The sequence below is a fragment of the Belliella baltica DSM 15883 genome (genome assembly GCF_000265405.1).
GTDB classification, from domain to species: domain Bacteria; phylum Bacteroidota; class Bacteroidia; order Cytophagales; family Cyclobacteriaceae; genus Belliella; species Belliella baltica.
The window spans coordinates 3,367,878-3,380,467 of sequence record NC_018010.1 but is presented as its reverse complement, the minus strand read 5'-3'; the positions used below and the strand labels follow the sequence as shown (position 1 = coordinate 3,380,467).

Annotated in this window: 12 protein-coding genes; 7 read left to right on the top strand and 5 right to left on the bottom strand. The window is 35.0% G+C overall.

Features of this window, described 5'->3' with window-relative positions; genetic code table 11:
- Positions 1-94: 94 nt before the first annotated feature.
- Complete coding sequence (locus tag BELBA_RS15400) at positions 95-1,015, bottom strand: hypothetical protein (protein ID WP_014773608.1); 921 nt, start codon at positions 1,013-1,015, stop codon at positions 95-97.
- 40 nt (positions 1,016-1,055) lie between these two features.
- On the opposite strand from BELBA_RS15400, the gene BELBA_RS15395 reads away from it, so the two are divergent.
- A complete protein-coding gene (locus BELBA_RS15395; protein ID WP_014773607.1) occupies positions 1,056-1,643 on the top strand; it encodes a class I SAM-dependent methyltransferase in 588 nt (195 codons plus the stop codon).
- Between the two features lie 5 nt (positions 1,644-1,648).
- Here BELBA_RS15395 and BELBA_RS15390 read toward each other — a convergent pair whose 3' ends face one another.
- Both BELBA_RS15390 and apaG read right to left on the bottom strand, forming a co-directional pair.
- A complete protein-coding gene (locus tag BELBA_RS15390) occupies positions 1,649-2,428 on the bottom strand; it encodes an O-methyltransferase (RefSeq protein WP_014773606.1) in 780 nt (259 codons plus the stop codon).
- A gap of 1 nt (position 2,429) precedes the next feature.
- Positions 2,430-2,816 carry a Co2+/Mg2+ efflux protein ApaG gene (gene apaG / locus BELBA_RS15385; protein ID WP_014773605.1) on the bottom strand — a complete coding sequence of 129 codons (387 nt, stop codon included), beginning with the start codon at positions 2,814-2,816 and terminating at the stop codon, positions 2,430-2,432.
- Positions 2,817-2,890: 74 nt separating this feature from the next.
- Between apaG and ung the strand changes: the two genes are divergently transcribed.
- On the top strand, positions 2,891-3,553 hold the full coding sequence (gene ung, locus BELBA_RS15380; RefSeq protein WP_014773604.1) for a uracil-DNA glycosylase: 663 nt from the start codon (positions 2,891-2,893) through the stop codon (positions 3,551-3,553).
- A 3-nt stretch (positions 3,554-3,556) separates the two neighbouring features.
- Here the strand turns inward: ung and BELBA_RS15375 are convergent, their stop codons facing one another.
- Positions 3,557-4,297, bottom strand: a complete 741-nt coding sequence (locus tag BELBA_RS15375; RefSeq protein ID WP_014773603.1) for a YoaK family protein — start codon at positions 4,295-4,297, stop codon at positions 3,557-3,559.
- 98 nt (positions 4,298-4,395) lie between these two features.
- Entirely contained in the window at positions 4,396-5,196 is an 801-nt protein-coding gene (locus BELBA_RS15370) for an alpha/beta fold hydrolase (RefSeq protein ID WP_014773602.1), read from the bottom strand.
- A 207-nt stretch (positions 5,197-5,403) separates the two neighbouring features.
- Between BELBA_RS15370 and BELBA_RS15365 the strand changes: the two genes are divergently transcribed.
- The 5 genes from BELBA_RS15365 (at position 5,404) to BELBA_RS15345 (ending at position 12,581) form a co-directional block, all read left to right on the top strand.
- Positions 5,404-6,012 (top strand): TetR/AcrR family transcriptional regulator, encoded by a 609-nt coding sequence (locus tag BELBA_RS15365; protein ID WP_014773601.1) that lies wholly within the window; start codon positions 5,404-5,406, stop codon positions 6,010-6,012.
- Positions 6,013-6,037: 25 nt separating this feature from the next.
- Positions 6,038-7,405, top strand: a complete 1,368-nt coding sequence (locus BELBA_RS15360; RefSeq protein WP_014773600.1) for a TolC family protein — start codon at positions 6,038-6,040, stop codon at positions 7,403-7,405.
- A 34-nt stretch (positions 7,406-7,439) separates the two neighbouring features.
- Positions 7,440-8,567 carry an efflux RND transporter periplasmic adaptor subunit gene (locus BELBA_RS15355; RefSeq protein ID WP_014773599.1) on the top strand — a complete coding sequence of 376 codons (1,128 nt, stop codon included), beginning with the start codon at positions 7,440-7,442 and terminating at the stop codon, positions 8,565-8,567.
- Positions 8,568-8,574: 7 nt separating this feature from the next.
- Positions 8,575-11,982 carry an efflux RND transporter permease subunit gene (locus tag BELBA_RS15350; RefSeq protein ID WP_014773598.1) on the top strand — a complete coding sequence of 1,136 codons (3,408 nt, stop codon included), beginning with the start codon at positions 8,575-8,577 and terminating at the stop codon, positions 11,980-11,982.
- Positions 11,983-12,077: 95 nt separating this feature from the next.
- Complete coding sequence (locus BELBA_RS15345) at positions 12,078-12,581, top strand: UpxY family transcription antiterminator (RefSeq protein WP_014773597.1); 504 nt, start codon at positions 12,078-12,080, stop codon at positions 12,579-12,581.
- The last annotated feature ends 9 nt before the right edge of the window (positions 12,582-12,590 follow it).

The window sequence follows — 12,590 nt, the reverse complement described above, 5'->3', positions numbered from 1 at the left end:
CGAAAGGATATCTACTTTCTCACTATTTTTGATTATCTGAATGATTACGTCAGAAAATCTCAAATAATCATGTTGTTTCAAAAATCTGCACACATCATTTTACCTCAAAACTACCATTTCCAATTTGATAATTGTCAGCATAAATTCTTACTTGATAGGTTCCAGCCACATATTTACTTCCTTTTTCATAGAAATAAGTTAGAACCTGCTTTGTATTATCAAACATGATGTCTTGTTGGACGGTGTAAAATTCTTCTCTTCCATCAATGAGGAATGTTCCTGAACCTCTAGCAATATCAAAAATAGGCTGATTGTTTGGTGCAATGATTTGAACAAAAATATCTCTAGGGCCTTTTTCTGCAACTTTATTATCAGCGATATTAAATGTGATTTTTAACCTCTCCAATTGTCGGTTTCTAAAACCATCTTCTCTTTCTCTTCCTCTTGAATTTACCGCTGCTATCACGACATTTTCAGCTTTCAGCCTTGCCGCAATATTTACTTTTTCTTCAAGTTCTTCTTTTTTGAGGTTCAGCTGCACTACAGTTTCCTCTATCTCCGCTTGTGATGATTTCAAATCTTCATTTTCAGCATAAAGTTGCTGATTGATTTCTCTTAGCCTAACTATCTCTTGATCTTTTTCCTGTAATACAGCTGTGTAGGAATTGATTTTTGTGTTCAAGGATGCTATTTCTTCTGCTGATCTTTTTTTATCCAGGTTTCTTTCAATGATCAATTGGTCTCTAATTTCCTCCAAAGAACTTACATCACCACCTAATTTTTCGATTTCTTGAATTCTAAGATCTAGTTGATAAGTGATCGAATCTAACCTTTGATTGATTTCGTTGTTCTCTTCAGAAAGTAGTAGAATCTCTTCGGTTTTCTTATTTCTATCTACAGAATCAGAGTAGAGCTTGATACCACTTATGATGACAAGAATAATTAAAACAATAATTAAAATGTTTTTACCTTTCTCGGTGCTGGTAGGTTTTTCCTTTTCAAAATTGGTATTCATGGTGTATATCCTTGTATTTTTACCAAATTAATAAATAATAATGACTCTTTCACTGAACGAACAATACTGGACCTCGCGATACAAGCAAAATTTAATCGGTTGGGATGTAGGGCAAGTTACTTTCCCCATTAAGCAATTTTTAGACCAACTTGTAAACAAAGACTTGAGGGTTTTGATCCCAGGTGCAGGCAATGCTTATGAGGCAGCTTATGCTTATGCATCAGGATTCAAAAATTTGCATATTTTAGATATTTCCAAAGTTCCATTGGATAATTTTCTAGAGAAATATCCTGATTTCCCTAAAAGTCAGGTTCATCATGAAAACTTTTTTGACCATCAAGGTAAATATGACTTGATATTGGAACAGACTTTTTTCTGTGCGCTTCCTGTAGAGTTAAGAAAAGATTATGCAGATAAAATTCACGAACTCCTAGTTCAAGACGGTCAACTTGCTGGTGTACTTTTCAATAGGGAATTTGGAAATGATAACCCTCCATTTGGCGGAAGTGTAGAAGAGTATCGATCCTATTTCTCTAATTTATTTGAGATCAAAAAAATGGAGCCATGTTACAATTCTATTCCTCCACGTTTAGGCTCAGAGGTGTTTATAAAAATAATTAAGAAATAAAGCTTTTAGATTTTTAAAATATACTCTCCTGAAGTGATTTTTTCATCGAAAAACAAGACTCCACACTCATAGAAATCAAGACTTAATCGAACCTTAGGATGTTTTTTGATTTCATTCCATGCTAGATCCATTTCTTTGGACCAATGAATATCTGCAATTGCGACTATGCTTGATTGATGAAGGAAAGGTAGTATTTGATTGAAGTATGTCGTTGTTCCTGTATAATTATGTGTTGCATCAATCAGTATAAAATCAACTTTTTCAATCTTACTTAAAATAATGGGCAAGGAATTTCTAATATCTCCCAGAATATATTGAGTATTCTCTTCAATAGAGAATGCTTGCGCTTTTTGATATAAAGCTTCTGACCCTTCAAAAGTATAAAGTGTTCCCGCTGTTACTCTACTTAAATATCTAGTGTTAATTCCTACACATGTCCCAAGTTCCAAGACTTTTTCTGCTGGTGTAAGTGAACAGAAATATTGATAAAGTTGTGAGAACTTCCTGCCTGTAGTACTGTATTTTGTTACTTTAGCAGTTTTCCGAAATTGACTTTCTAGTTTTTTTGAACCCGCACCGTGATCAGAAATTTTTAAAATTTCTTTATCTCTCAAGAGAAATTTCCTGATTTCTTCCAAGTCAAGATCAGCTGCTTTTTTTTCTAAAAAATTGGAGATCAGGTCAGTATAAATGCGATAGATGAAAGGCGATTGCAGCGAATAGTGATCTTCCTGTAGAAACCAATATCGGAGGTAAGAAAAGAATGGATAAATACTTTTCTTCAAATTAATTATCGAAAATTTGAGAGATCATTTGAAATTCTGGAATGTTGACCTGAAAAATCTTACCATCTTTGATTTTTTCCATTATGTATGATCCACGCATTTTTCCTAAACCTGATTTAAGATTACAACCTGAGATGTACTGATGAGATTGTCCAGGCTCCAAAATTGGCTGCTGTCCGACTACGCCATCACCTTCTACAATTTTGAATTCATCCCCTGCGTCAAAAATTTCCCACTTTCTTCGCATCAATTGTATCGTATGCGCACTGTTATTTTCTATATTTACTTTGTAAGTAAAAACAAAATGTTGCTGATGTGGACTGGAAAATTCAGGTTGATAGGTAACTTCCACACTCACTTTGACGCCTTCTGTAATCGCACTGACCATATTTGAATTCAATTTGAATTTATACCAAACAAATCTAAAATATTCTAATCAAATCACAACGGAAAATTGACATAATGGATGTAAAAATAGAAGATAGCTGGAAATCAGTTTTAAAAGATGAATTTGATAAGCCTTATTTTGCTCAACTCACCCAGTTTATAAAAGATGAATATGCTACGCAGGAAATATTTCCCAAAGGCAAAGAGATTTTCAATGCTTTCGCTCACTGTCCTTTTGATAAGGGCAAAGTGGTGATTTTAGGGCAAGATCCCTATCATGGTCCAGGACAAGCACATGGTTTGTCTTTTTCTGTTAGGGAAGGTATCCCATTTCCTCCGAGTTTGCTCAATATTTTCAAAGAAATCAACAGAGATTTAGATCAATCCATGCCAGCAAATGGGAATCTTACCCGATGGGCAGATCAGGGTGTTTTGCTTTTAAATGCAACACTAACTGTACGCGCTTCACAAGCAGGATCGCATCAGAAAAAAGGCTGGGAGGAATTTACAGATGCTGTGATTCAAAATCTAGCTACTCAAAAATCCAACATTGTATTTATGCTCTGGGGAGCTTATGCTCAGAAAAAAGCTGCATTTATCGACGAATCCAAACATTTGAAACTTCATGCACCACATCCAAGTCCACTTTCTGCACATCGAGGGTTTATAGGTTGTGGGCATTTCACTCAAGCCAATGACTATTTAGAGAAACATGGACTCAGTAAAATTATTTGGTAGATTTTATTCCTTGCGTAAATAATGTCTTCTAATATTTAGTTTCCATTTGAGAAAAGTATATTTCAAATTATCGTAGATCAGGGCAAACGCTAAAAGTATAGCCATTAGATACAATGATTTAAAATGTAAAACAGGGAAAATGAAACCAGCAAAAATACCACCGAGGAAAAAGAAAACAATGATCGTTAGCCTTAACAAAATGGTGGATTTCAGTTTTGACCTATTTTCTAAACTTTTCACAAAAAACAACTGTGACAATTCAATACCTAAGTCGGTAAATAACCCGGTCAAGTGAGTCGTCCTTACAACTGCTTTTGAAATTTTGGTTACCAAAGAGTTTTGCATTCCCATAGCAAATAGTAAAATTATCGCAATCCATGTTTGGAACCCAAATTCAATATCGTGTCCGAAAAAAGCAACTATAGAAATAAGTAAGATTTCCAGTCCTAGCGGAACACTATAAATAAATCTTTCATTTTTGATGAACATCAACTCCACAAGGAGATTCGCACTGAATGCCCCGAGGAAAAAGCTAATTACATAAAAGCCATAAATTAAGCCTTCTGAGAAGTGACTTTCAACCACGTCATTTACCATAAATGCAAAATGTCCCGTGACATTGGTTGTCAACACACCAACGGAAATAAAGCCAGCTACATTAATAAAGCCAGCTACCAAAGAAAGCAGCATAGCAATTTGCATGTTATGTTTGTGGGTTCTGGTTTTATCTCTGTTTCGAAACATGATCTTATAATCTTTGGTATTTCAATTTTTCTCGGAAATATGGAAAGAAAAATTGAAGCTAACTTATCTATGTCAAACTCCTGGTATAGTCTTGAAAGCTAGAAACCTTTTTCGAAATAATAGTTTTTTGTATCCTCAATTAATGAATTGTGGCCACTTTCCAATTCCACAATTTTAATATGTGGAATTTTGGTAGTGAATTTCTTCAGATTTTCTGTTGTGACCATTTTGTCAAATTTACCAGTTACTAAGGTTATGGGAGTTTGATTTTCTCTGAGAGATTGGATGATTTTTCCCAAAGAGGGCTGTAGCGGTTTGAAAACTATCCAAGTAAAATAGACCTGTGCACGCATCGTGCGGGTTTTCATTTGAGATTTTACGAACTTGATCAAGCTTTTCTGTAAAATCCCCACCTTCTTAAGCATTTTCATTGTTTTGAAAAATCGTTCTGGATGAAATACCACATGCCTAAAAACCCGATTGAGTATTCCAGGAAAAGTCGCCATATTATACCAAAATCCTGTTTTGATTCCATCAGGAGCCATGAGGAGGAGAGATTGAACTTGCTTTGGAAAGAGTTCATAAGTGGCAAGAGAAAACTTCCCACCCATACTATAGCCAATTAGGTGAAACTTTTCAAATCCTTCCTCCAGCATCAGCTGAATTATGATTTCCTTCCAAATATCTTTGGTTAGTTTATAGTTGATGGACTTCCAACTGCTCTGTCCATGATAAAAAATATCAAATATTAAATAAGTTTGAGTTTCTTTCCTTAGAGTTAAAAAAGTATCAAATGCTTTCATGTTTTGACCAAACCCATGAAATAGGAGGTACACGTCGTTGCCCTTACCATGTTTTTGATAAGCTAATTTCCCGAAGCTGGTATTTAAAAAGTCCATTGTTTTATTTTTTGATGCGAAATGAGTTGAATGTCTTTTGCCTTTATAATTCTCAAAAGATAATTTTTATAAAGTGTATTAAAAACGAATAATATAAATTTTATAGATCTTATTTTACGCTTTACATGAATAAAGTTTTTGTAAAAAACCTGAGAAACTTTGAGCTTTCAAATAGTTTCCTGAGTTTTGTCACAAATTTAGAAGAATTTGGATACAAGAGAAAAAATTATCGTTACCGCAATTGATCAATTTATGCATTATGGCATAAGGTCAGTTACGATGGATGATATCGCTCGCTTGGCAGGAGTTTCAAAGAAAACCATCTATCAAGAATTCACAGATAAGAATCACTTGGTTTTGGATACTTTTCAATCAGCACTTCATGAAGATGAATTGATGATGAAGCGTTTACCTCAGCTCAATGATGGGATCATTGAGCATCTAATTGGCTTATCGAATTACATTCGGAAGCGTTTTAGCGAAATGAATCCTTTGGTTATGAATGAGATTCAGCGTTATTATCCCCAATGTTGGCAATTGTTTGAGGATTTCAAAAGCAAGTGTATATATCAAGATATCGTCACTTTATTGGAGAAGGGAATCCAAGAGGGCTATTTCAGACCAGAAATCGATCCTGAAATAATTGCCTTGATGCGAATGGAGCAAATGATAAGTTTATTTGATCCGATCAAATTTCCTGCGTCAAAGTACAATATGGGAGATTTACATTTAGAAATGTTCGAGCATTTCCTTTATGGGATTTTTACAGAAAAAGGAAAAGAAACTTATTTAAATAAGAAAAACAGCCAAAATTAATACAATGAAGAAATCAATAATGAAAATGGTTTTCTTGATGCTATTCAGCTTTCCACTGTACCAATATTCATTTGGGCAGGAGGTTGTTCAGCTGACTTTAGATGAAAGCATAAAGTATGCTTTAGAGAATAATGTGGATGCAAAAAATGCACAGCTTGAAATACTAATTTCAAAAGGTATTATTGGAGAAAATAGAGCTACTGGACTTCCTCAAATCAACAGTACAGTTGAAATGACTAAGAACTTACAGCTACCATTAATCATATTGCCAGCAGAAGCAGGAGGTGCCCTTGGAGGTGGAAACGGAGATGATGGTCCAGGTACAGGAGTTAATAGTCCTGATGATATTACTGTAATTCCTTTTGCAGTAAACTATCAATCATCTTTGTCAATTTCTGTTGAACAAATGATTTTCAATGGGTCTTACTTTGTTGGTTTGAAAGCAGCGAAGACTTTAAAGTCGCTTACTGAATTTGACAAAGAAAAAACAGAAAATGATATCATTGAGTCTATCAAAAAGGCATTTTTTACTGTTCTAATCAATAAGGAGAGAAAAGAACTAGTTTCGGCGAATCTTGACAGAATTAAGCAATTGTTGGAAGAGACAGAAGCTTTATATGCGGAGGGGTTTGTAGAAAAACTGGATGTCAGTAGAGTTAAAGTTCAGCTCAATAATCTTCAATCAGAATTTGATAAAGTGCAGGCAGCTGAGGAAATCAGTAAGCAACTTTTAAAAGTTCAGATGGGAATGCCTATCGAAATGGAGATTTCACTTAATCAGGAAATATCCGATATTAATTCTGTAGAAGAGCTAGAGTCACTTTTAAGCAATAATGGCTACAAAAGGGTAGAGGTTGACCAATTGGAAACCAATCTTGAATTGGCAAAATTGGATTTAAAAAACAATCAGGTTCAGTATATGCCCAACATTTCTGCTTTTGGGACTTTTCAGCGAGTTACCGGTGCCCAAAGGTTTGAAACAGTTTTAGATTCTGATAGATGGTTTTCATCTTCTTTTGCGGGCGTAAGACTAAATATCCCAATTTTTGATGGATTGAGAAAAAGTTATAAAGTTCAACAAAACAGGGTTCAGATTATGCAACTTGAAAACCAAAAATATTTCTTAGAAGAGAATATTGAATTGGAAAGATATCAAGCGAATATCACGCTTCGAAATGCCATCAGAACTCTAAATGTACAAGAAGAAAATAGAGAATTAGCTTTGGAAGTATTCGAAATGACCAAAATTAAATATCAAGAAGGAGTAGGCTCAAACCTAGAAGTAGTAGAAGCAGATTCTGCATTGAAAGAAGCAGAAACCAATTACTTCTCTGCTTTGTATGATGCTTTGATTGCTAAAGTTGATTTAGAAAAAGCACTTGGAATCTTATAATAATTCGAACTAGAAAATTGTATAAAAAATCTATATGAAATCATATTCAAAATTTTTGATCCTTCCTTTAGCAGCCTTGATGTTTTCTTGTGCTAAAGAAGATGAATTGTCAGTTAAAAAAGCTGAATTAGATGAACTAAAAACTCAAGCATCTGAGCTCAGAGTTTCTATTGAGACGCTTGAAAAGGAAATTTCAGCTCTTGACCCAGAATTTGGGAAATTGAACAGGAAGTCTGTTTTGATTTCCACTACAACACCTAAAAAAGAGGTTTTCCAACATTTTGTGGAAGTTACAGGTGCTGTTTTATCTAAGAAGAATGTCAATATCTCTGGGGAGGTTTCTGGCAGAATTCAAGAAATCACAGCAGTAGAAGGAATGCGAGTTTCAAAAGGCGATATCCTTGCTGTTATAGATGCAGAATCCATTCAAAGGAACATTGAGGAGCTAGAAAAGCAGTTGGAACTTGCCGTGATTGTTTTTGAAAAACAGGAGCGATTATGGAAACAGCAAATCGGAACAGAGATTCAATATCTAGAGACCAAAAATAGAAAAGAGTCTCTTGAAAAATCCATGGCAGGTTTGAAAACACAACTTAGCAGAACGAAAGTTAGAGCACCATTTAATGGTACTGTGGAAACAGTAAATGTTCGTTTGGGAGAGTTGGTTCAGCCAGGAACGCCCATGTTCCAATTTGTGGGAGAAAGTGATTTATTTATTGAATCTGATGTTTCTGAAAGGTATGTGGGAATTGTAAATAGAGGCGATTCTGTTGTAGTTTCTTTTCCTTCAATAAATAAAACTTTGAAAACAAAAGTTTCTGCTATTGGAGCGATTATCAACCCAAACAACAGGACATTTAAAGTTGAGGTTGTTCTTCCTAATCTCGAATATGTAAAGCCAAATATGATATCGGTGATGAAGATCAAAGATTATGAAAATAAGAATGCCATCACAGTTCCAAACTACCTTATCCTACAAGACAGTAAAGGGGATTATATTTTTGTTGTAGAAAATGGTCTTAGCAAGAAAAAATACATTACCAGAGGAAAAGTTTACCAAGAAATCACAGAAGTGCTGGAAGGTCTCGATGGTTCTGAAATATTGGTAGATAAAGGTTTCCGTGAGATAGGAGATAATTTTAGTGTAAACATTGCCCAATAATTTTCTTATGTCAAATCAAGAAGAAAAGAAAAAAGGAATCATCAGGCAGTTTGGGATCAGTTCCCTATCTGTCGATAATCAGACTTCGATAGTAATATTGGTATTTATCATTACAGCTTTGGGAATCTTGGCATATAAAACTATGCCTAAAGAAAGTTTTCCAGAGATTGTAATTCCTACAGTCTATGTAGGAACTGCCTATCCAGGGAATTCACCTGTGGATATGGAGAATTTGATTACTAGGCCAATCGAAAAAGAGCTAAAAGGAATTAATAATATCAAAGATATCAAATCTACTTCAGTGCAGGATTTTTCCTCCATTGTAGTAGAATTCAATCCAGGTATAGAAATTTCCAAAGCTATCCAAGATGTCAAGGATGCGGTAGATAAATCAAAAAGTGAATTGCCTAATGACCTTGATCAAGATCCAGATGTGATAGAAGTGAACACTTCTGATTTCCCTATCATGAATGTGAACATTTCTGGGAATTATACAGAAGAAGAATTAAAAAAGTATGGAGAGTATTTAGAAGATGAAATTGAAAAGCTTCCTGAAATTTCCAAAGCTGAATTAAGAGGGGTGATTGAAAGAGAAATTAGAGTTGATGCAGATATTTTCAAGATGGAAGCATTAGGAGTCTCTTTCTCCGATATTTCAGAAGCAATTGGTCAGGAAAATGTGACAATATCAGGCGGAAATGTTCTTGCAGGAGATTTTAGAAGAGCTCTAAGGGTTACGGGTGAATTTAAAAAAGCAGAAGAAATCCTAGACATCATCATCAAAACAGAAAATAATAGGATTGTTTACCTTCGAGACGTCGCTGATGTAAAAGATACTTACGAGGAACGAACAAGTTACGCAAGAAGTAACAAGCTTCCAGTAGTTACTGTCAATGTGATCAAACGAAGTGGTGAAAACTTGCTTGATGCATCTGATAAGATCAAAGTTTTGTTAGAAAATGCAAAAGCTAACCGATTTCCAGCAGATTTAGAAATCAGCATTACAAACGATCAGTCTAAACAAACAAGGTCTCAGGTAAATGATCTAGAAAATAGTATCATTTTTGGAGTTATTCTTGTGATTTTAGTCCTAATGTTTTTCTTAGGTTTTAGAAATGCACTTTTTGTGGGGATTGCCATTCCACTATCGATGTTTATTTCTTTTCTAATACTAAATGCATTTGGGATTACCTTGAACTTGATGGTTCTGTTTGCCTTGATTTTGGCTTTGGGTATGTTAGTTGACAATGGCATTGTGGTGGTAGAGAATATCTACCGTCTGATGCAAGAGGGTAAGTCACCAATAATCGCTGCGAAAGAAGGTGTAGGAGAAGTAGCTTGGCCTATTATCACTTCTACGGCGACTACGCTCGCAGCATTTCTTCCTTTAGCATTTTGGGACGATCTGATTGGGGAGTTTATGAAATACCTGCCAATCACGCTAATAATTGTGTTATCATCATCACTTTTTGTTGCATTGGTTGTGAATCCTGTATTGACTTCTTTGTATATGAAAGTTCAAGATGTTGATACAGTCAAATCTAGAAAAAAACCATTGTTAATCGCTCTTTTCCTAATGGTGATTGGAATTCTGTCTTATATGTTTGGATGGATAGCAATGGGGAATTTATCTATGATAGCAGCTATTTTGACTATTTTCAATGTTTTTGTTTTAAGAAAAGCTATCAGATGGTTTCAGAATGTGTTTCTTGTTAAACTAGAAAATGCCTATGAAGCAACACTATCGTATGCCTTGAAAGGCTGGAAACCCTATCTGTTTTTTGGAGGGATAAATTTAGTTTTAATCCTCTCTATTGGGTTGTTATTTGTGAGATCTCCAAAAATCTTGTTTTTTCCAGACAATGAACCAGCATTGGTCAATGTCTTCGTGGAGAATCCTATTGGAACAGATACAGAAGCGACCAACGATTTTGTAAAATCAATGGAAGATGATTTGATGAATGTATTGGAACCTTATTCTGATATCATAGAGTCAGTCATCACTCAAGTTGGTGAAGGCACAGGTGATGAGTCTGAAGGTCCAAGTATTGCAAATACGCCGCATAAAGCAAAAATCACCATCAGTTTTGTGGAAATTCAATATCGTAATGGAATCAATACCAATCAAGTCATGGAAGATATCAGAGACTTGGTGGAGAAATATCCTGGCGTGTTATTTACCGTAGATAAACAAAGAAATGGTCCTCCGGTGGGCAAAGCAGTGAATATCGAAGTCAGTGGAGAGAATTTTGAGGAGTTGATCGCTTATGTTGGTAAGTATAGGGAATATTTGATATCTGCTAATATTCCAGGTATCGAAGAATTGAAGACTGATTTGGAACTAGGAAGTCCTGAAGTTGTCTTGAATATTGACAGAGAAAAAGCAAGAAGATTTGGCCTTTCTACCTCTTCTATTGCCAATGAATTGAGAACAGCGCTCTTCGGTCTTGAAGTTTCTAAATTTAAAGATGGAGAAGAGGATTATCCGATTCAATTGAGATTGAAAGATGAATACCGTTACGATTTGTCTTCATTGATCAATAAGAAAATCAACTTTAGAGATAAATTCGGTAATCAAAAAGAAGTACCAATTTCTGCAGTGGCTACATTAGAATATGGATCGACTTATGGTTCTGTAAAGAGAAAAGATTTGAATAAAGTGATTTCAATTTTCTCCAATGTAACAGACGGATATAATCCTACAGAGATCAATGATAAACTCAAAGAATTGACAGCAAACTATGAAACGAGTGAAGGTATCACAGTGAAATTTACAGGAGAACAGGAAGAGCAAGCCAAATCGACGGCTTTCTTGATGCGCGCTTTGTTTATCGCAATATCTGTGATATTCTTGATCATAGTGGCACAGTTTAACTCCGTGACGACTCCTTTTATTATCATGGCATCCGTAGTCTTGAGTACTATTGGGGTATTCCTAGGGCTTGTGATTTTTAATATGGATTTTGTTGTGATTATGACTGGTATTGGGATTATTTCTTTGGCGGGTGTCGTAGTGAACAATGCCATTGTTTTGATAGATTATACCAATCTGGTTAGAGAAAGAAGAAGGGAAGAATTGAATTTGAAAGAGGACGAATTTTTGTCAATGGAGGAATTATTGGACAGTATAATTCAAGGAGGAAAAACAAGGTTAAGACCAGTGTTGCTTACAGCGATCACAACAGTTCTTGGATTGATACCATTGGCAATAGGAATGAATATCAATTTTGCGACCATGTTGACAGATTTTGATCCACAGTTTTACATTGGAGGAGACAATGCGACCTTTTGGGGACCAATGGCTTGGACAGTAATATTTGGGTTAACCTTTGCGACCTTCTTGACGTTAGTAATCGTGCCTGTCATGTATTTGTTGGCAGACAAATTAAACATGTTGATTCGTAGATTGAAATAGCATGATTAATGAAGGTTGATGGTTTTAAATGTTTAAACCCTTGGGATATTATCTCAAGGGTTTTTAATTTTACATTTTTGTATTAAATACGCATTATGGGAGAATTAAATTGGTTTGTACTCTACACCACATCACGAGCAGAAAAAAAAGTAGCTCAAAGATTAGAAGAAAAAGGATTAGAAGTTTTTCTTCCTATGGTAGAAGAATTGAGACAATGGAGTGACAGAAAAAAGAAAGTTCAAAAAGCCCTTTTTAATGGTTACCTTTTTGTAAAAACTACTAAATCAGAGCTTTGGAATACTCTACAAGTTCCAGGAGCAGTTAAGTTTGTTCATTTTGCTGGAGAACATGCAACTGTAAGACAGGAAGAAATCAATACTATAAAAAGAATTCTTGAAACAGGTGTAGCTGTCGAAACTGATAATTCTGAAATAGAACCCGGGGAACAAGTTAAGATCGTCGGTGGTGCATTGGAAGGTATGGTAGGTGAATGTGTCAATAAAGGAAACAAAGACTACTTTATCATAAGAGTTCCAGGTATCAATCAAAACTTAATGGTTAGTATTGAAAGGAAATTTTTGATGCTGCATTCTTCATAAAAAATTTGA